Annotated in this window: 15 protein-coding genes; 13 read left to right on the forward strand and 2 right to left on the reverse strand. The window is 45.6% G+C overall.

Annotated features, from left to right (window positions below):
• Positions 1–662: 662 nt before the first annotated feature.
• The 5 genes from NIES593_RS16975 to NIES593_RS16995 all read left to right on the forward strand — a co-directional run bounded on the left by NIES593_RS16975 (position 663) and on the right by NIES593_RS16995 (position 7,737).
• A complete protein-coding gene (locus tag NIES593_RS16975; protein ID WP_073600712.1) occupies positions 663–1,013 on the forward strand; it encodes an STAS domain-containing protein in 351 nt (116 codons plus the stop codon).
• Between the two features lie 108 nt (positions 1,014–1,121).
• A complete protein-coding gene (locus NIES593_RS16980; RefSeq protein ID WP_073600713.1) occupies positions 1,122–3,737 on the forward strand; it encodes a TIGR03960 family B12-binding radical SAM protein in 2,616 nt (871 codons plus the stop codon).
• Positions 3,738–3,918: 181 nt separating this feature from the next.
• Positions 3,919–4,824, forward strand: a complete 906-nt coding sequence (rimK, locus tag NIES593_RS16985; protein WP_073600714.1) for a 30S ribosomal protein S6--L-glutamate ligase — start codon at positions 3,919–3,921, stop codon at positions 4,822–4,824.
• Positions 4,825–4,835: 11 nt separating this feature from the next.
• Entirely contained in the window at positions 4,836–5,771 is a 936-nt protein-coding gene (locus tag NIES593_RS16990; protein WP_073600715.1) for a succinylglutamate desuccinylase/aspartoacylase family protein, read from the forward strand.
• A 166-nt stretch (positions 5,772–5,937) separates the two neighbouring features.
• Positions 5,938–7,737: a purple acid phosphatase family protein gene (locus NIES593_RS16995; RefSeq protein WP_083602474.1), complete on the forward strand. Its 1,800-nt coding sequence runs from the start codon at positions 5,938–5,940 to the stop codon at positions 7,735–7,737.
• Positions 7,738–7,776: 39 nt separating this feature from the next.
• Here NIES593_RS16995 and NIES593_RS17000 read toward each other — a convergent pair whose 3' ends face one another.
• Both NIES593_RS17000 and isiD read right to left on the reverse strand, forming a co-directional pair.
• A complete protein-coding gene (locus tag NIES593_RS17000; RefSeq protein ID WP_073600717.1) occupies positions 7,777–8,280 on the reverse strand; it encodes a hypothetical protein in 504 nt (167 codons plus the stop codon).
• Between the two features lie 67 nt (positions 8,281–8,347).
• Positions 8,348–8,560 carry a protein IsiD gene (isiD, locus tag NIES593_RS17005; protein ID WP_015143230.1) on the reverse strand — a complete coding sequence of 71 codons (213 nt, stop codon included), beginning with the start codon at positions 8,558–8,560 and terminating at the stop codon, positions 8,348–8,350.
• Between the two features lie 140 nt (positions 8,561–8,700).
• Between isiD and NIES593_RS17010 the strand changes: the two genes are divergently transcribed.
• The 8 genes from NIES593_RS17010 (at position 8,701) to NIES593_RS17045 (ending at position 20,091) form a co-directional block, all read left to right on the forward strand.
• Positions 8,701–9,408, forward strand: coding sequence for a response regulator transcription factor (locus tag NIES593_RS17010; RefSeq protein WP_073600718.1), 708 nt, complete (start codon positions 8,701–8,703; stop codon positions 9,406–9,408).
• A 178-nt stretch (positions 9,409–9,586) separates the two neighbouring features.
• On the forward strand, positions 9,587–10,681 hold the full coding sequence (locus tag NIES593_RS17015) for a sensor histidine kinase (RefSeq protein ID WP_073600719.1): 1,095 nt from the start codon (positions 9,587–9,589) through the stop codon (positions 10,679–10,681).
• Between the two features lie 606 nt (positions 10,682–11,287).
• A complete protein-coding gene (locus NIES593_RS17020; RefSeq protein WP_073600720.1) occupies positions 11,288–12,643 on the forward strand; it encodes a CmpA/NrtA family ABC transporter substrate-binding protein in 1,356 nt (451 codons plus the stop codon).
• Positions 12,644–12,686: 43 nt separating this feature from the next.
• Positions 12,687–13,523 carry a nitrate ABC transporter permease gene (ntrB, locus tag NIES593_RS17025; RefSeq protein ID WP_073600721.1) on the forward strand — a complete coding sequence of 279 codons (837 nt, stop codon included), beginning with the start codon at positions 12,687–12,689 and terminating at the stop codon, positions 13,521–13,523.
• Positions 13,524–13,590: 67 nt separating this feature from the next.
• The gene (locus NIES593_RS17030) at positions 13,591–15,594 is read left to right on the forward strand and encodes an ABC transporter ATP-binding/substrate-binding protein (RefSeq protein WP_073600722.1); all 2,004 of its coding nucleotides are present in this window, start codon (positions 13,591–13,593) and stop codon (positions 15,592–15,594) included.
• Between the two features lie 106 nt (positions 15,595–15,700).
• A complete protein-coding gene (locus NIES593_RS17035) occupies positions 15,701–16,540 on the forward strand; it encodes a nitrate ABC transporter ATP-binding protein (protein WP_073600723.1) in 840 nt (279 codons plus the stop codon).
• A 383-nt stretch (positions 16,541–16,923) separates the two neighbouring features.
• Positions 16,924–18,609 carry a bicarbonate transporter BicA gene (gene bicA, locus NIES593_RS17040; RefSeq protein ID WP_073600724.1) on the forward strand — a complete coding sequence of 562 codons (1,686 nt, stop codon included), beginning with the start codon at positions 16,924–16,926 and terminating at the stop codon, positions 18,607–18,609.
• 87 nt (positions 18,610–18,696) lie between these two features.
• Positions 18,697–20,091 carry a cation:proton antiporter gene (locus tag NIES593_RS17045; protein WP_073600759.1) on the forward strand — a complete coding sequence of 465 codons (1,395 nt, stop codon included), beginning with the start codon at positions 18,697–18,699 and terminating at the stop codon, positions 20,089–20,091.
• Positions 20,092–20,150: the final 59 nt, after the last annotated feature.

The following is a 20,150-nucleotide window of genomic DNA, read 5'->3' on the forward strand; positions in this document are numbered from 1 at the left end:
CGATAACTCAAGGGCTACCGAAAGCCCCCGCCCTTTTAGGCGTGGGGTAGTTTACTCATAAGTAACTCTAAAGCCTCGCAATCTACATTAGAGTAGAACTCAAGCGAGTTAGCTCGTAGTTAATAGCATTTTCTATTCAGGAGTTAGCCGCTTTATGGGCAGGTCTTGTTCTACAAGTTGCCGAATTATATGTGTGGTTTCCACCATAGTTTGTAACTAGCGTTCTTGACATCAATTCATTTTTGACTACATTAGAAAAATATCGCTAGTCTAATTTTTCGGCAATAATAATCGGTCACAAGCTTTGAATTCTCTATGCCTCAGTTAAAAGCAAGCCAAATTTTGGTAACTTTCTTTACTTTTTTTTAATAAAATATCGCTAAAATGCTAGAGCACTATCTATCTTGCGATTGATTGAAAATGAAACGGACAAATACTATGTTAGCTTTAAGGACACTTAACGTCTTTTTGACGAACAAGTACTCTCTTGTCAAAAGAGAAAATCCTAGACCAACAAGTTGCCCCAACGCTCGGATTATGTTAGGTTAACTTCCTGGAAAAATAACGAATTGATAATCAGCAATACTTACCGAAAATTTTTCGACTAACTAATTATCATTTGACTCTGGATCGTCGAGGCAAATTTTAGACAAGGTGAAATCATGAAAAATGCTTTAGTTTGTTCTAGCGTGGCAACCTTTGAACCCAGCGGTTATATTACGGCTGCTAACGTTGATGAGTTTAAACAGGCACTTACAACAGCAGTAACCTCTCAAGCTTATTCTGTCTTTTTGGTCGATATGAGTCGCGTTGAGTTTCTCGACAGTGCTGGTTTGATGGCAATAGTAACGGCTTTTCGCCTGACTCAAAGTCAAGGGAAGCGATTCAGCCTTTGCTCGTTAGCTCCCTCAGTGCGCATTATTTTTGAGCTGACGCAGTTGGATAGAGTATTCGAGATCTTTGAAAATCGTCATGCTTTTGAGAAAACTTTAGACAAGCCCGTAGCCGTTTAAGTTTTTGAAGCTAGGCGATCGCCGACGAAGGCGATCGCGCGGGAAAACATCCGGTATATTAGAGAAGCCGAGCATTAGTGCCAAGCTCAATACCGGAGGTTTTTAGTTGTGGCAGTTGCAATTGAGAAGATTCTAACACCTGATATTTCCAAACCTGCTCGCTACCTAGGTAATGAATTGGGAGCCATACACAAGCCCTGGGAAAGCGCTAAAGTTCGTTGGGTTTTAACCTACCCAGAAGTTTACGAAGTGGGGGCATCCAACTTAGGACATATCATTCTCTACAACATTTTAAATGCCCAACCGAGACAACTGTGCGATCGCACCTACCTACCCGCCCCCGACTTCGCTGCTAGATTGCGATCGGATAAAATTCCTCTATTCGCCCTAGAATCTCGACAACCTCTCATTGAATTCGATATTCTCGGTTTTAGCCTCAGCTACGAACTCGGCGCTACCAATATTTTAGAAATGCTTGCTCTGGCAAACATTCCCCTCACCTGGCAAGAACGGGCAACAGGCGACTATCCACTCGTATTTGCCGGGGGACAGACAGCAACTTCCAACCCCGAACCCTACGCCGACTTCTTCGATTTTATCGCCATCGGCGACGGAGAAGAACTCCTGCCAGAAATCGGTCTCGTCATCGAAGAAGGCAAAGCAGCCCGATTGAGCAAAGAAGAATTGCTCCTAGATTTGGCGCAAGTCCCCGGCGTTTACGTTCCCCGATTTTACGATGCCGCGGAAGATGGTTCGGTTCGTCCCAACCGTCCCGACGTACCCCAAAGAATCTTGCGGCGAGTAGCAACTCCTATGCCAGCCTATTCTATCGGTTTGGTTCCCTATGTAGAAACCGTTCACGATCGCCTGACCGTAGAAATTCGTCGTGGGTGTACTCGCGGGTGTCGCTTTTGCCAGCCAGGAATGCTGACTCGTCCGGCAAGAGACGTAGAACCCGAAGCGGTTATCGGCGCGATCGAAAAGGGAATCCGCGCCACGGGTTACAATGAATTTTCTCTCCTCTCCCTCAGTTGTTCCGACTATCTCGCCCTGCCAGCTGTCGGGATAGAAATTAAAAATCGCCTCAAAAACGAAAATATATCCCTCTCTCTGCCCAGCCAACGGGTCGATCGCTTTGACGAAAATATTGCTAATATCGTCGGCGGTACGCGGCAATCGGGACTAACCTTTGCCCCAGAAGCAGGCACCCAACGAATGCGAGATGTCATTAACAAAGGACTCACCAACGAAGAATTGCTGCGAGGAGTCAAAACCGCCGTCGAGCAAGGGTGGGATAAAGTCAAACTCTATTTTATGATCGGCTTGCCGGGCGAAACCGATGTCGATGTCATCGGCATTGCCGAAACCGTCCGTTGGTTGAGGAGAGAATGTCGCCTTAATGGAAGAAAGCGCCTTGACTTCAACATCACGATTTCTAACTTCACTCCCAAACCTCACACCCCCTTCCAATGGCATTCTGTCTCTACCACTGAATTTATCCGCAAGCAAGAGCTTTTGCGCCAGGAATTCAGCCGCATGAAAGGCGTAAAAGTTAATTACACCGACGTGCGCATCTCGGCAATGGAGGACTTTTTAGGACGGGGAGACAGACGCTTAGCCGCCGTCATCCGTCGCGCCTGGGAACTCGGTGCCGGAATGGATGCCTGGTGGGAAAATACTGAAAAAGCCTTTGCCGCTTGGGAGGTAGCCATTGCCGAATCGGGATTGACCTGGAAGTATCGTCAAATCGAAAAGGGCGAGTGGAATGTTTTTGGGGAGGAGTCAGTCGTTCAGAAGTCAGAATCTAAAACCAAAAATCCCCTTGATGTGCCTTTGCCGTGGGATCATATCAATACGGGGATCGATAAGAAGTGGCTTAGAGAAGACTTACAGAAAGCGCTGGAAGCTGCGATCGTTCCCGATTGTTCCTTCGATGGCTGTTCTCACTGCGGTATCTGCGGAGTAGATTTCGGACATAATATTGTCGTCGAACCGCCGCCGATTCCCCAATTTAGCGGACATTTCCAACCCAACCAAAATCGAGTTCAGCGATTCCGCGTCTGGTTTGGCAAGCAAGGCGATATGGCATTAGTGAGTCATCTGGATTTAGTACGCCTGTTCGATCGCGCCGTACGTCGCGCAGCATTGCCGATTTCCTTTACCGGAGGCTATCATCCAGGGCCGAGGATTTCTATTGCTAATGCCTTGCCTCTGGGAGTTACTAGCAGTGGAGAGATTGTCGATTTTGAATTGACCGATCGCATGGACATAGAAGCGTTTCGTCAAAAATTGGTCGCTCAGTTACCAGCGGACATCCCAGTCTATCGAATTGAAGAAGTGAGCGTACAATCGCCAGCGGCAACGGGATTGCTAGAGAAAGCTGAATATTTTATTAAAGTCGGCGCAGTCGAGCCAGTTTCTAGAGAACAATGGCAACGTTGGCTTGATACGATTCTGGCTTTAAAGGAGATTGTTTGGGAGAAAACAACCAAATCTGGAAAGAAAACCCTAGTAAATTTGCGCGATCGCTTGTTTGAATTAACCCTCGAATCCCAAGAAAATACCACCGAACAGCCTGTCGTTTTGCGTTATGTGGGGAGTTGCCGCAATGACGGAACGCTCTTACAACCAGAACACGTCGTTTACATGCTCGAACGAGTTTCTGGGCAAGAGTTGTACCTATTGCGCGTCCACCGCCAGCAAATGATGTTTGGCGATTTTTGATGAAAGGATTTTAGATTGGGGACTCAAATAATTCGTAATTCGTAATTATTTGGTCACTTGTTAGTAGTTTGTGGTTAGTAGTTAGTTTTCTCCCCACTCTCCCGTCTCGGAAGTCTCCCCAACTTCCGACTTCTGACTTCCGACTTCCCCTACTCCCGTGCTCTCTGCCTCTAGAAACAATATGAAAATTGCAATCCTATCCCAGGATGCCTCTCTCTACTCGACGCGAAGACTTAAAGAAGCTGGAGAAGCCCAAGGGCACGACATGCGGGTGATTAATTATCTGCGTTGCTATATGAACATCACCGCCCACAAACCGATGGTTGTTTACAACGGTCAGCCTTTGGAGAATTTTGATGCCATCATTCCGCGCATTGCTGCGTCGAGAACCTTTTATGGAACCGCTGTAGTGCGACAGTTCGAGGTGATGGGAGTTTTTAGTGCCAATGAATCCCAAGCCATTTCGCGATCGCGCGATAAACTTCGTTGCTTGCAAATTCTGGCTCGCGAAGGGATTGGCTTGCCCGTAACGGGATTTGCCCACGACACCCAAGATATTGATGGATTAATCAAAACCGTTGGCGGCGCACCCGTCGTGATTAAACTCTTAGAAGGAACTCAGGGAATTGGCGTAGTTCTCGCCGAAACCCATCAAGCGGCAAAGTCGGTTATCGAAGCCTTTCGCGGATTGGATGCCAACATTTTAGTTCAGGAATACATCAAAGAAGCCGCAAGCACCGATCTTCGCTGTTTTGTGGTCGGGGGTAAAGTGATTGCTGCCATGAAACGCCAGGGAGCAGAAGGCGAATTTCGCTCTAACCTGCATCGAGGCGGCAAAGCCGAGAAAATTAAATTAACCCCAGAAGAACGCAGTACCGCAATTCGAGCAGCCAAAGCGATGGGGTTGAGCGTTGCGGGGGTAGATTTGCTTCGTTCCGATCGCGGTCCGGTGGTAATCGAAGTGAACTCTTCGCCAGGATTGGAAGGAATTGAAACAGCAACGGGATTAGACGTAGCGGGAAAAATTATTGAATTTGTGGCTAAAAAAGCGACTAACGGAGCGCCGCGCGATCGCATTCAATATTAATCATTAACAAGATGGAAATTGCTGGAGAAACGATTCCGCCTGGGAAACGACGGCGACTAGAAATTCCGGTGACGCATTTACCCACCCAAACCCCTATTTCTCTACCCGTCATTGTCGTCAATGGCAAAAAAGCCGGACCGAGATTGTGGCTGAGTGCTGCCATTCACGGAGATGAAATCAATGGCGTAGAAATCATCCGCCAGGTGTTGGAGAAGATAAAACCGAAAAAGTTGTGCGGGACGTTAGTCGCAGTTCCTATCGTCAACGTATTTGGCTTTCTCGAACAATCCCGCTATTTGCCCGATCGCAGAGACTTAAATCGCTCTTTTCCCGGTTCCCCGAATGGTTCCTTAGCCGCCCGTTTGGCACATTTATTCATGACGGAAATTGTCAAACGCTGTACCCACGGCATCGATCTCCATACGGCTGCTATCCCTCGCATCAATCTCCCTCAAATTCGTACCAATTTGGAGGACGAACAAACCTATCATTTTGCTAAAGCATTTGGCGCCCCTCTCCTCATTCATGCCACCACGCGGGATGGATCGTTGCGTCACGCAGCCAAGCAACAAGGAATTCCCATTTTACTCTACGAAGCAGGAGAAGCTCTGCGCTTTGACGAGCAAGCGATTCAAATTGGCACGAATGGAATTTTACGAGTAATGGACTATTTGGGGATGTATCCTTTACCTTTTCCAGCGACGGAGGTAACATCGGTAGAAGTTTCTCAAACCAAGTGGGTGAGAGCGTCTCGCAGTGGTATCTTGCACTTAGCCGTTAAGTTAGGGGAACAAGTTGAGAAAAAGCAGTCCTTGGGAATTATTACCGACGCGTTTGGCGAAACTAACACGAAAGTTCGCGCCCCAAAAAAGGGCATGGTCATCGGACATACCCAAAATCCTCTCGTCAATCAAGGCGATGGCATCGTGCATTTAGCCTTAATCTAATCGTCTCCAAAAAACCAGCTCAACAGTGCTAATAAAAGACCAATTAGGCACAACCAACTGTAGTGTCCTAGCCAATTAAGGACATGCATGGGAAAAAAGACTAAAGACTCCGAGAAAAGCCAGTTAGCAATGAATAATAGGATTAGTACAACAATTAGCGACATTGATGTTCTTTTTCTCAAGGGGGCGATCGCGAACCTATACGATTCTAACGATGGCTGCCTTTCTCCTAATCGCTGCCATTGCCTTCATAATAGTGGTGTCTACTAAAGAGTCTCCCAGAATGGCTACATCCTTTCTCCTAAGCGATCCCTTCCTGCAAATGCCGACTGAAAACTCGGTACGGGTTGTTTGGTTTACGGATTTTGAAGGTTCTAACCATCGAGTTATTTATGGAAACAACCTCGAACTCTCGGCAGAAGCGACGACAACCAAGCTTAGCCGCGTTAGAGAAGATAAAAACTCAAAAGTGACTCCAGGCTATACGCAGACAACTAAGCGGGATATTTGGCGACACGAAGCCGAAGTGACAGGGTTAACGCCCAATCGACGAGTTCCTTATCAAGCCATCAGCGTGCGAGACAATGGTGGGAAAACAGAAGAAGTTAAAAGCAATATTTTTAGCTTGGTATCTACCCCCAAACCAGGAAAGCCTCTAAAAATTCTACTGACTTCGGATCATCAACTGATGCCCCTCACCGCAGCGAATCTACAGAAAGTCGTGGAAACTATCGGACGAGTGGATGCCGTCTTTTTTGCCGGCGATTTAGTCAATATTCCCGATCGCGCTTCTGAATGGTTTGATGATAGCCGAGGCGGTGCTTTTTTCCCTTGTCTTCAAGGTCGTGCCAATTATGTTTTAGAAAAAAATGGCGTTAAAACTATCTATCATGGCGGCGAATTAATTCAACATGCGCCTTTATTTCCCGCGATCGGCAATCATGAAGTAATGGGAAGATTTTCGATGGAAACGCCATTAAACGATCAATTTGATGATTCTTTCCCTCGTACTCAAGCTGAAAAATATTATCAAACAACCAATCTAGAATTCGATTCTCAAGCCAAAGAAAACTGGATAAAAAATAATTCTTTTAATACAGATACTTATGAAGAAATTTTTTCTCTGCCTCAAAATAGTTCGGGTGGGAAAAAATACTATGCCGTCACCTTTGGCGATATTCGTCTAGTTGTTTTATATGTGACGAATATGTGGCGTTCTCCTAGTCTTGCCCCTAAAGATCGCGGTCGATATAAAGAAAGCGAACAGGACTTAAATAATCCACAAAAGTGGGGCTACGGACAAATGATTTTTGAACCTATCGCCAAAGGAAGCAATCAATATCGTTGGCTAGAAGAAGAACTGCAAAGTCAAGAGTTTAAGCAGGCAAAATACAAAATTGTCATGTTCCATCATCCAGTTCATACTTTAGGAGGAAATATCGTTCCGCCTTACACAGATCCGATTCCTCGGCTTGAATATGCATCGGATGGAAGCCTTAAATCGGTTCGTTATGATTATCCCCGAAAAAATGATTATATCATCCGCGATCTCATGCCGATTTTAGAAGCGGCAGGCGTGCAATTCGTCTATTACGGACATTCCCATCTGTGGAATCGCTTTGTTAGTTCCAGCGGCATGCATTTCTTAGAGTCGTCTAATGTGGGCAATACTTACGGCGCTCATATCGGAGAAAATAGAAGACCGATTCCAACGGATAATCCTAACTTAGATTATGTAGCTGTTGGCAATCCAAATGGACTAGAACCGGTAGTTCCAATAATTGCGCCTTTGTTAGATGAAAATGGGCAATCGCTCCCTTATATTGCCAGTAATGATATTACTGTATTTAGTATTTTAGATACGAGTAATGGAACCGTCAGTAGCTATTATTTTGATACGCGCCAACCCAACTCCGAAGTCGTCAAGTTTGATGAATTTGCGATCGGGTTATCGGTTCATCGTTGATTAGTGCTAGCGAGGGATAATTAATCATTAACAAAATCTCTAACTTGAGACTTGGCGAAATGCTGCCAAAGAGTCGGAACCGCGATCGATAATGCGATCGAAACCAGATTTATCTACTGAAAACAAGGATAACTCGTCATCGACCGTTCCCTTTAAATAAATCTCGCCAGCTAATTCGCCACCTAAATCGACACGTCCAACAATTTGTTGCGTTGTGGGATCGAAGTTGAATTCAAAATAATGTCCTTGAGCAACTCCATCAACCACATTGTCATAAGTGCCAATCGGTTCGCCAGAGGAAGTATAAAAAGTCACGACTAAAGACTGTAAGACATTTGTTTTCCCAGCCCCTTTCTCGGAAATAATCGTGGGAACTGTCGGCGGATCGTAGCTAAATGAACCCTTGGCTGAATATCCCTTTTTCCCAGTCCACTGAAAGCTTACTGTAGTTGCCTCAGCCGGGGCAACTAATCCCAAGCCACTAGCTATGGTAATAAAAATCACTATTGATAGGGTAACCAGGAGATTTTTCAGACTTAGCATAGCTTACCAACACCATTCTCCCTTGCAGCCTTATATTTTTAGACGAGAAGGCGACTTTCAAGTACTACTATGCCTCATCGTAGGCTTCGATATCGAGCAAGTGGAGATAGGGTTCGATTAATTCTTGACGCTGAAACGCGATCGCCCGCAGCAAATGCCAATCCTGCAAAGCTTCAAAAGGATTGTTGTAATCGTCTCGTTCCAGGCGCGCAGCTAAATGAGCAACATCCTCTGGCGTTAACGCGGCAATTTCTTGCTCAGTTAAACTCGTAGCCGTCATTTCGTTTACCTCCCCTAATACCATTTTTCTCTGACAGCCTTTTACATTTTAGCCCGACTTCATTGTTTCTTTTTGTAATTGTTAATGCCAATTAAATAAAGGCAAGATAAAGAAAGATTGTTCTAGCAAACTCTAAGAACATGAATATTTTGATTGTTGAAGATGAAGTGGAAATTGCTCAACTGATTCAACAAACTTTAGAAAGAGAATCGTTTTCATGCCGTCTTGCCAATAATGGACTAGAGGCATTGGAGATTTTCCAACAACAGCAACCCGACCTTATTATTCTCGACCTCATGCTTCCCGGTTTGGATGGGTTAGAGGTTTGTACGAGAATAAGACAAAAACCCAGCAAAAAAGACCCCTATATTTTGATGCTAACCGCCAAAGGAGAAGAGATCGATCGCGTCATCGGTCTTTCTACAGGAGCAGACGATTATTTAGTCAAACCCTTTAGCCCAAGAGAATTAGTCGCGAGAGTGAGGGCGCTATTGCGGCGCAGCTTGCGACAAGTCGAACAACAGCCAACTCAAGTTTATCGAACGCCACATTTTATTGTCGATTTAGATCGCCATACTGCCAGTCGTCGTTTGAACTCCGAACAAGAAGAACCCCTCGATCTGACTACCCTTGAATTTAATCTGCTTGCTACGTTTATCAGTTATCCAGGTCGAGTGTGGAGTCGCACGCAACTAATCGATAAATTATGGGGAAATGACTTTTATGGAGACGAACGAGTAGTCGATACTCATATCAGACGATTGCGAAAAAAAATCGAACCCGATTCCGCCAATCCAACTTTTATTAAAACCGTTGTCGGTCTTGGTTATAAATTTGAAGATGGTTGAGAGTTGTTTTTTGTAGGGCGATCGCCGGGGGGATTGGAGTTGGCAGAAAAAGCAGAAGATTCTACTCATGTTTGCGAGCGTTAATATTAGTTAAACTCATCGCGATCGCAATTTCCCTATCGGTCTCGCTCGACTTGATTTAAAGATCGTATCATGAAAACTTATCTAAGGAGCGATCGTGGCTAAGTTTAGTTTGGGAACGCGCTTATTTTTCTCCCACTTGTTGGTGATGATTGTGGGTTTGGGAAGTTTTATCGCGATCGCGAAACTTTCTTCTCCGCAGATGTTTGTTATTCGTTTAGAACAGTTGGAGAGAAGAGGATTTTTTACTATTCGTTCGGCGCGGACTTACTTAGTTGAAGGCTTTAAAACCGCTTGGGATAGTAGTGCGATTTGGTCGGTTGTCGCTGGGGCAACGACAGCAGGAGGATTGAGTTATTGGGTATCGAAGCGAGTAACCAAACCCGTCAAGCAAATGAAAGAAATTACCCAAAAATTTGCGGCAGGGGATTTAAAAGAAAGGATGCCAGGCAGTGAAATTCCCGAATTAAATCAACTAGCGCAGAGTTTTAATCGCATGGCCAGTAGCCTAGAAGATGTCGAAAAGCGACGGCGAGAATTAATTAGCGATCTGACTCACGAACTGCGAACGCCTTTAACAGTAGTCCGGGGTTATTTAGAAGAATTAGCAGATGGCGCGATCGCACCTTCATCGGAATTATATCTACGCTTGGTAAGAGAAACTCGACGTTTAGAACGATTGACTAGCGATCTACAAGAACTTTCTAAAGCCGAAGCAGGATATTTATCGATTAATCCCAAAAAAATTAATTTATATCCAATTTTAAAGTCATTACTAGAAAAATTTGCCGATCAGTTATTAGAAGAAGGTCCCGTATTACGATTAGATTGTCCGGCCGATCTGCCACCTGTCTTAGCCGATCTCGATCGCACCGAACAAATATTAGTCAATTTACTAGGCAATGCCCTGCGCTACACCGAGAAAGGCTCGATCGTACTTCGCGCTTGGCGAGATAAAGATTGGGTTTGGATAGCAGTTACCGATACGGGAATCGGCATTGCACCGGAAGATTTACCTTATATTTTCGAGCGTTTTTGGCGTGCCGATAAATCCCGCGCTAGCTACTCCGGCGGAACCGGAATCGGACTTGCGATCGCGCGTCGTTTAGTCGAACTTCAAGGCGGTCAAATCGAAGTCGAAAGCGAGTTTGGCAAAGGAAGTACGTTTCGCTTTTCGCTTCCGATTGCTTGACAGTTATCTGTTATCAGTCTCTGGGTTATTAAATATCTCAGATTTGATTATTTAAGTGTTTAAGCGTTAGTATTCATTGTCCATAATCTATTTTATTAATAGAGTTTATTCAATCTAGTGGAATGCCCGCAATATTCATAATAGTAAATCTATTCACTATGAATGATTGATATCGATTTCAAGCAATTGATTAATATCTATCTCAATCATTTAATTAATTCTTTTTCATTTCCTGATTTAACAAAAATTAATATCAATCTATAGGTAAAACTCTATTAAAGAAACCTGGCTTTTGAAGATAAGATGCTTGCAATACAAGCATCTTAATCAATACTTATAGATGAAATTAAATTTTTCTTTACGAGTTTCATGAAAAACTTAAGTATTTTTTAAAAAAGGATGTAAACTGATCTATTAAATCAATTCAACTTTCTGAATAATCTGTCAAACTAACATAGTCTTTTGCCAGATCGTTTAAGGAAAAGCTTTTTGAGTGTTTATTGAACACTCATTGCATCTTGTGATGTCAATATTTTCTGAGTTTATGGCTCGTTAATCTTTTCTTAATTTTATTTACAGCAAAGGGATAGTCTGCCCGGAGGTTTTATGTCTGATTTTTCTAAATTTTCTCGCCGTAAATTTATCTGTGTAGCCGTTGCATCGGGTGCGGGTGCAGTTTTGCTGAAAGGTTGCGTAGGAAATCCGCCAGATACTGCCTCTAAACCAGCCCAAGAGGCTGCACCTGTTAGTCTGACGCCGGAAACAACGCCCGAAACCACCAGAATCAAACTAGGATTTATTCCAATCGTAGAAGCAGCCCCACTCATTATAGCCAAAGAAAAAGGCTTCTTTGCCAAATATGGCATGACCGAAGTCGAGGTATCCAAGCAAGCTAACTGGGGAGCAGCTAGAGACAACGTAGAGATTGGTTCGGCGGCTGGCGGGATTGACGGAGGTCAGTGGCAGATGCCTATGCCCTATTTAATTTCTGAAGGGTTAATCACTAAAAATAACGTGAAAATCCCCATGTATGTGTTGGCGCAGTTGAATACGCAGGGCAATGGCATCGCGATCGCCAACAAACACCAAGGCAAAGGAATTGGACTCGATCTCAAAGGAGCAAAAGACTATATTATCGGTCTCAAGCAAGCAGGTACTCCCTTCAAAGCAGCCCAGACCTTTCCAAGGGTCAATCAGGACTTTTGGATTCGCTACTGGTTTGCCGCAGCAGGAATCGATCCAGATAAGGATGTTAACATCCTTACCGTACCAGCTGCGCAAACGGTTGCCAACATGAAAACTGGAACCATGGATGGCTTCAGTACGGGCGACCCTTGGCCCTACCGGATTGTTACCGACAATATCGGCTTCATGGCTGCTTTAACGTCTGAAATTTGGCCTTTTCATCCAGAGGAATATTTAGCCATCCGAGCTGATTGGGTAGATAAGAACCCCAAAGCTACCAAAGCTCTTTTAAAAGGAATTATAGATGCACAGCAGTGGTGCGACAAGACTGAAAACAAGCAAGAAATGGCAAAAATCCTGTCTGCCGCTGGCTATTTTAACGTACCTGTAGCCGTTCTCCAAGAGCCGTTGACAGTCGGCTACAAGATGGGCGATGGCAAAGCAGATATCAAGGATGTTGCCAAGCAAGGCGTGCTGTACTGGAAAGATCCTAGAGGTAGCGTCTCTTATCCCTACAAGAGCCACGATCTCTGGTTCCTGACAGAAAGCGTTCGTTGGGGCTTCCTCCCCAAAGATACCTTAACCAATGCCAAAGCGCTAATCGATAGAGTAAATCGCGAAGATCTTTGGAAAGAAGCGGCTAAGGAAGCAGGAATTGCCGAAGCGGATATTCCTTCCAGTACTTCTAGAGGAGTAGAAAAGTTTTTTGATGGCAAAGAATTTGACCCAGAAAACCCACAAGCTTATTTAGATAGTTTGGAAATCAAGAAAGCATAAAACCAAGACGAATCTAAAACAATCAAGGAGGAAAACTTAAAAAATGACCGCAACTTTAAGAAGTCGTAATAGTTCGGTAGGAAACCCCGTCAGCGAATTCTGGAAAAAATATTCTAAGGACTTTCTTCCCGCTGTTATAGGAATTCTGGCGTTCTTAGTCGTATGGCAATTATCTTCGGCAATCGGATTGATCAAACTACCAGGTCCGATAGAAGTCGTTACAAACGAGCGAACTAGCACTTATTTGTTCTATCCTTTTTTCGATCGCGGCGGAACCGACAAAGGCTTATTTTGGCAGACACTAGAAAGTTTAAAGCGAGTCTTAATCGGCTATTCGCTAGCAGCCTTAGTTGGCATTAGTGTTGGCATCTTAATCGGGGTAAGTCCAATTATTAACAAAGCCCTAGATCCCCTCTTCCAGTTCCTGCGAACCGTACCGCCTTTGGCTTGGGTTCCCCTCTCTCTGGCTGCTTTGCAACAGAACCAACCCGCAGCCCTATTCGTAATCTTTATCACCGCAGTTTGGCCGATTCTCATTAACACGGCAGTAGGCGTTCAGCAGATCCCGCAAGACTACATCAACGTCAGACAAGTTCTACAGCTCTCCAATCAAAAATTCTTCTTCAAAATCCTCATTCCTTCTGCACTGCCCTATATCTTTACCGGATTGAGAATTGCAATTGGTTTGGCTTGGTTAGCTATTATCGCTGCGGAAATCGTCATGTCCGGGATTGTAGGAATTGGCTTCTTTATCTGGGATGCCTATCAAAATAACTACATCAGCGACATTATTTTGGCACTCGTCTATATCGGTGCGGTTGGGTTGATTCTCGATCGCTTCGTTGCTTGGATACAAACCCTCATCGTCCCAGGCGAATAACGGGTTTGCGTAGCGTTTGCGCGGGCAAGATGCCTGCATACTAAAAACTGATTACTGATTACTGAAAATGGGCGTTTTTGTAGCAGTTGACAACATTGACAAAGTTTTTAACCTTACCGGAGGCGGACAGTACGTTGCCCTCAAAGGAATCAATCTACAGATTAAAAAAGGCGAATTTGTTTCTCTGATCGGTCACTCCGGTTGCGGGAAATCCACACTACTAAACATGATTGCCGGACTGGATTTGCCCAGCGAGGGAGTCGTCTCCCTAGAAGGGCAACGCATTAAGAAACCAGGACCCGATCGCATGGTCGTGTTCCAAAATTATTCTCTCCTACCTTGGCTGACAGTCAGACAAAACATTAGTTTGGCAGTCGATGAGGTAATGGCGGGCGCGCCTGCATCCGAACGCCGCCAAGTCGTAGATGAATATATCGATATGGTCGGTTTGCGCCATGCCGTCGATAAGTATCCCAAACAGCTATCGGGGGGGATGAAACAACGGGTTGCGATCGCCCGCGCCCTCTCCATTCGTCCCAAATTGCTCTTGCTCGACGAACCCTTTGGCGCACTAGATGCCCTCACCAGGGGAAGTTTGCAAGAGCAGTTAATGAAGCTGTGCGACGAATATCATATTACCTCCGTCATGGTCACTCACGATGTAGATGAAGCCGTGCTTTTGTCTGACCGAATCGTGATGCTCACCAACGGACCCGCTTCCAAAATCGGGGGAATTTTAGAAGTAGACATTCCTCGCCCTCGCAAACGCATGGAAGTCGTTAACCACCCCAGTTACTACAGCTTGCGCAGCGAAATTATTTACTTTCTCAACCAGCAAAAACGCATCAAGAAAATCCGGGCGCAGAAAACCGCCGTCATTGCCCGTCATGGCTTAGAGAAAGTCAACCTAGAAATTGGTTTCGTCCCTCTCACTGCCTGCGCTCCCCTCGTTGTTGCCAAAGAAAAAGGCTTTTTCATCAAGCATGGGTTAGATGAAGTTAACTTGGTGCGAGAAACCAGTTGGCGCGGGATTGTCGATGGAGTCGTCGGCGGTTATTTAGATGGGGCACAGATGCCCGCTGGCATGCCGACTTGGTTAACCGCAGGCGGTCACGATGAAACCCCCATCCCCATCGTGTCCGCTCTAACCATGACCCGCAACGGCAATGCGATTACGCTAGGGAAAAAGTTTTACGAACAGGGAGTGACCAACGCTAAAGAATTCAAACAAAAGCTATTGGCGTTGGATGGAGAACCCCATACTCTCGGCGTGGTACACCCTTCTTCCATGCACAACATTTTATTGCGCTACTGGTTGGCAGCGGGCGGGATCGATCCCGATCGCGATGTTTCCATCAAGACCATTCCTCCCGCTCAAATGGTAGCCGATCTCAAGGCAGGCACGATCGACGGTTACTGCGTCGGCGACCCTTGGAACCTCCGCGCTGCCATGGAAGGAGTTGGCTTCACCGTCGCCAGCGACTTAGAAATTTGGCTGGGACACCCCGGCAAAGTTTTGGGAGTTAGAGAAGACTGGGCTAATACCTATCCCAATACCCATGTCGCTCTAGTAAAAGCTATTTTAGAGGGCTGTCGCTACTGTGCCGATCCTGCCAACCACGAAGAAATTCGCCAAATGCTTGCCGATCGCAAGTATCTTAGCACTAGGGTTGACTACATTCAATTAGGCGACCCCAATGCCAACACCTGTAGCTTGGATAAACCCATGTACGAATACGGGCACCTTCTCTTCTTCGGCGATGGGGTCAATCGTCCCAGTCGCACGGAACACCTCTGGATGATGACGCAACTAGCGCGTTGGGGAGATATTCCTTTGCCGCGTAACTGGCTGGAAATTCTAGAAAGAGTTTGCCGCGTAAGCGTTTTTAGTACTGCATCTAGAGAACTGGGCTTGAGTGACATCAAATATCGCCGCGAACCAATTAAGTTGTTTGATGGCATCGAATTCGATGCTGAAGATCCGCTGGGCTATCTCAATAAATTAGAGATCAAGCGCAACGTCACGATGGCAGAAGTTCATCTAAATGCACCGAAAGCGATAGCTGCTTAAGAGGGTTAGTTAGGAGTTAGTGGTTAGGAGTTAGCCAGCAAAAGATCGACTAACCACTAACCAACTAACCAATAAAAAACCAGTCGTCAATCAACAATAGAAAAAGATGCAAGCCGTTCAAAATACGATTCCACAAAGATCGCAAGCTTTTGATGATAAAGCCTTTCTGGTTATTGAAGGTGTCTCCAAGGTTTATCCCACTCCAACAGGACCTTATACTGTCCTAGAAAACGTCAATCTGACGGTTAATGAAGGGGAATTTATCTGCGTTATCGGTCACTCTGGTTGCGGCAAATCGACGCTGTTGAATATGGTTTCCGGTTTCGCCAGTCCCACAACTGGTTCGGTTCGCGTGAACGGAAAACCCATTAAAAAACCGGGTCCCGATCGCATGGTGGTTTTCCAAAATTATGCTCTCCTGCCTTGGCTGACGGTATTTGAGAATGTTTATTTAGCCGTCGATGCTGTTTATCCCAAAAAATTGGAACAGGAAAAAAGAGCGATCGTTCGCGACCATTTAGCGATGGTGGGATTGTCGGAAGCAGCAGAGAAAAAACCCCCGCAAATTTCTGGCGGGATGAAACAACGGGTTTCCATCGCTAGAGCGCTCTCAATTCGTCCTGAAGTCTTAATTTTAGACGAACCTTTTGGGGCATTGGATGCTATCACCAAAGAGGAATTACAAGAAGAATTGCTCAAAATTTGGAACGAGCATCGCTGTACGGTGTTGATGATTACCCACGATATCGACGAAGCCCTATTTTTGGCAGATCGCTTAGTCATGATGACCAACGGGCCTGCGGCAAACATTGGCGAGATTGTGGAGATTCCTTTTCCGCGTCCGAGAGATCGAGAACGCATTATGGAAGATCCGCAATACTACGATCTGCGTAACTATGCCCTAGACTTTCTCTATAATCGTTTCGCTCACGACGATGCGGCATAAGGGTTCTAGGTTTAATAACTCAACTAACTTGCTCGCAAGTTAGTTGAGTGATAATCATAAGTTTATTTTCCTATTAATAATTTTTAACTAAAAAATTGAACCTTTTCCTTGTCAAGGGAAAGGTCTTTCTATAGAATCTATGCAATAGATTTTTATATTTTCATAGTACTTTTTCTATGAATAATGGGTGCAAGATCTGCTTGTACTGATCAGATCGAGCTGACTAGAAAACCGAAAACATTCTGGAAAAGCTACTTTTAACCAGATGATTGAAGCAGTTCTACTCTAGCTTGGTTCTGAGAACAGGTTCGATTGGTTGTAGTCCTGTCTAGCTACGACTGAGAACTCAAAGCCGTTTCAGCTAACAGTTTTTTCGATTATCCATGCAAATAACCAATCGCATTCATTTTTATAACTTGCGCGGCGACCTATTTGGAGGCGTAACTACTGCGATCGTTTCCTTACCGCTAGCGCTAGCGTTCGGTGTCGCTTCCGGTGTCGGTCCCGTAGCTGGTCTTTACGGCGCTGTTTGCGTCGGCTTTTTTGCTGCACTGTTTGGCGGCACGCCAACCCTCATTTCCGAACCAACCGGACCGATGACCGTGGTCATGACAACGATTGTCGCCAGTATGACGGCTAAAAACCCGGAGAACGGTATGGCAATGGCGTTTACCGTTGTCATGCTGGCGGGAATCTTTCAAATTATTTTTGGAGCCTTCAAGCTGGGAAAATATATTACCCTCATGCCCTACAGCGTGATTTCGGGTTTTATGTCCGGGATCGGAGTTATCTTAATTATCCTTCAGCTAGCTCCGTTTGTCGGACAACCCAACCCCAAGGGCGGGGTACTAGGCATGGTGCAAAACCTACCCCAACTGTTGTCCAATATCAATCCGGCTGAAACTGCCTTAGGTGCGCTGACGCTGGCAATTATTTTCTTAATGCCATCAAAAATCAAGCGCTATGCTCCCCCCCAACTGGTGGCATTAATTGTAGGTACCATCGTCTCTCTGACCATCTTTAACGGGGTTGAGATCAGACGAATTGGCGAGATCCCAATGGGACTGCCAACCTTGCAAATGCCTACATTTACTCCTGCTCAAATCACTACGATGATTATTGATGGGGCAATGCTGGGAATGCTGGGATGTATCGATACCTTGCTTACGGCAGTGATTGCCGACAGTTTGACCCGTACCGAACACAAATCTGACAAAGAATTGATCGGTCAAGGGATTGGGAACTTGGTTTCCGGATTGTGCGGTGGCTTGCCCGGTGCGGGTGCTACCATGGGAACGGTGGTCAATATCCAGACTGGCGCTAGCACCGCTTTATCGGGTCTAACTCGCGCTCTGATCTTATTAGTGGTCGTACTCTGGGCTGCTAATCTAACCGAAACCATTCCCATGGCAGTACTGGCTGGTATCGCCCTCAAGGTGGGGATTGACATTCTCGATTGGAGCTTCCTCAAGCGCTCTCATAAGGTATCTGTCAAAGGAGCACTCATTATGTACGGCGTGTTGCTCCTGACCGTATTTGTCGATCTGATCGTTGCCGTCGGCGTTGGGGTATTTATTGCCAATATTCTGACAATCGAGCGTCTCTCTAGCCTCCAAGCTAAAGAGGTGAAAGTGATTAGCGATACCGATGACGAAATTTTACTGACCGCAGAAGAAAAGGGACTGCTCGATCGCACTAACGGTCGCGTGCTGCTATTTTACCTGAGCGGACCAATGATCTTCGGGGTCTCTAAAGCGATCGAGCGCGAACATAGAGCGATGGCAGATGCCGATGTTTTGATCGTAGATTTGAGCGACGTGCCGATGCTAGGCGTAACGGCTTCTCTGGCGATTGAGAATGCCATCAAGGACGCTTGCGATAAGGGACTTAAAGTGTTCGTCGTAGGTGCGGCTGGCAAAGTTAAGCGCCGACTGGAACGCTTGGGACTTTTCGACCTCATTCCTCACCATCATTTGTTAATGGATCGCACCGAAGCCTTGCAACAAGCGGTTGCCTTGGTTGAGGGTCATGCCGCTAATCCAAACGAGACAGCACTCGAAAGTTGTTGATTGGCGAGAAGCGATCGCTTTGGCGATTTAAATCCCAATGAAGGCAATCGCGTTTTCTCCCTCCTAAATTCTACCTTTGTAAAACTAATGATTAATGCAATAACCTCGATATCACCGCCAACATTTCCTCTACTAGCAACTGCAACAGAATCTGAATATGCCCCTATCGTCCTAACGGGGGTACTGCTGAGTTTAGTGGTTATTTACATTGCCAGCAAACTCGGCGGGGAATTGTCTCGCATGCTGGACTTTCCCCCCGTTTTAGGAGAATTAATTGCTGGCGTAGTTATAGGCGCTTCTGCGCTACATTTGGTCGTTTTCCCCGAAAGCGGCGCTATTGCCTCCGACTCAGTTATTGTTAGTATTCTCAAATTCATCGATAACCTCTCTCCCGAAACGCTAACGTCAATCTTTCAAAGTCAGAGCGAGGTTATCTCTGTTCTAGCCGAACTCGGAGTCATTATCCTCCTTTTTGAAATTGGTTTAGAATCTGACATTCGAGAATTGCAAAAAGTCGGCTATCAAGCGACGATTGTTGCTTGCGTTGGCGTAGCGGTTCCTTTTGGCGCGGGTACTGCTGGGCTAATGTTACTCTTTCACGTTCCAGCCATTCCAGCCATTTTTGCAGGCGCGGCACTGACAGCCACTAGCATCGGCATCACGTCCAAAGTTTTGTCAGAAATTGGACAACTCAAGTCGAAAGAAGGTCAGATTATTGTCGGTGCTGCCGTTATCGACGATATCCTGGGCATTATCGTTCTGGCAGTAGTGGCCAGTCTTGCTAAAACCGGCGAAGTAGACGTAGCGAATGTTATCTATCTAATTGTCAGCGCTACCGTTTTTCTTATCGGTTCGATTTTACTGGGCAAATTCTTTAATAAATCCTTTGTCGCGATCGCCAACGTATTACAAACGCGAGGCAATCTTATCGTTCCAGCTTTTATCTTTGCCTTTTTTATGGCTTTCATTGGCAACGCCATTCATTTAGAAGCCATTTTGGGTGCGTTTGCGGCGGGTTTAGTCCTAGATGAAACCGACAAGCGCAAAGAACTAGACGAGCAAGTTAAACCCATCGCCGACATCCTCGTGCCGATTTTCTTTGTCACCGTCGGCGCCAAAGTCGATCTAGGCGTTCTCAATCCCCTTGTTCCTGAAAATCGAGAGGGATTGATTATTTCTACTTTCTTGATCGGGGTGGCAATTCTGGGTAAAATCGTAACGGGATGGTCGGTTTTCGGTCAATCTGGCATTAATCGCTTAGCGATTGGTATCGGCATGATTCCACGCGGCGAAGTCGGACTGGTGTTTGCCGCGATCGGTACGGCTAGTGGCGTTCTTGACAAACCTTTGCAAGCTGCGATTATCATTATGGTTATTCTGACCACTTTTTTAGCCCCACCGTTCTTACGGTTGACCTTTGGAGAGTCCCAAAAGCAAGTAGAATCGGCAAAGCAAGTGAAGCAAGCTGATTTAGCTCGATAAATTACTTCCATCTTTTTAGAATATTATTGGAAGGTAGAGGAAAACTATTTCTAACATAA

Origin of the sequence: Hydrococcus rivularis NIES-593, assembly GCF_001904635.1 — a bacterium.
Taxonomy (GTDB): Bacteria; Cyanobacteriota; Cyanobacteriia; order Cyanobacteriales; family Microcystaceae; genus Hydrococcus; species Hydrococcus rivularis.

Bases quoted from the DNA above. Each gene is read 5' to 3' on its own strand.
- NIES593_RS16975 (WP_073600712.1), top strand. From the start codon at position 663: ATGAAAAATGCTTTAGTTTGTTCTAGCGTGGCAACCTTTGAACCCAGC.
- rimK (WP_073600714.1), top strand. From the start codon at position 3,919: ATGAAAATTGCAATCCTATCCCAGGATGCCTCTCTCTACTCGACGCGA.
- NIES593_RS16990 (WP_073600715.1), top strand. From the start codon at position 4,836: ATGGAAATTGCTGGAGAAACGATTCCGCCTGGGAAACGACGGCGACTA.
- NIES593_RS16995 (WP_083602474.1), top strand. From the start codon at position 5,938: ATGTTCTTTTTCTCAAGGGGGCGATCGCGAACCTATACGATTCTAACG.
- NIES593_RS17000 (WP_073600717.1), bottom strand. From the start codon at position 8,280: ATGCTAAGTCTGAAAAATCTCCTGGTTACCCTATCAATAGTGATTTTT.
- isiD (WP_015143230.1), bottom strand. From the start codon at position 8,560: ATGACGGCTACGAGTTTAACTGAGCAAGAAATTGCCGCGTTAACGCCA.
- NIES593_RS17010 (WP_073600718.1), top strand. From the start codon at position 8,701: ATGAATATTTTGATTGTTGAAGATGAAGTGGAAATTGCTCAACTGATT.
- NIES593_RS17020 (WP_073600720.1), top strand. From the start codon at position 11,288: ATGTCTGATTTTTCTAAATTTTCTCGCCGTAAATTTATCTGTGTAGCC.
- ntrB (WP_073600721.1), top strand. From the start codon at position 12,687: ATGACCGCAACTTTAAGAAGTCGTAATAGTTCGGTAGGAAACCCCGTC.
- NIES593_RS17030 (WP_073600722.1), top strand. From the start codon at position 13,591: ATGGGCGTTTTTGTAGCAGTTGACAACATTGACAAAGTTTTTAACCTT.
- NIES593_RS17035 (WP_073600723.1), top strand. From the start codon at position 15,701: ATGCAAGCCGTTCAAAATACGATTCCACAAAGATCGCAAGCTTTTGAT.
- bicA (WP_073600724.1), top strand. From the start codon at position 16,924: ATGCAAATAACCAATCGCATTCATTTTTATAACTTGCGCGGCGACCTA.
- NIES593_RS17045 (WP_073600759.1), top strand. From the start codon at position 18,697: ATGATTAATGCAATAACCTCGATATCACCGCCAACATTTCCTCTACTA.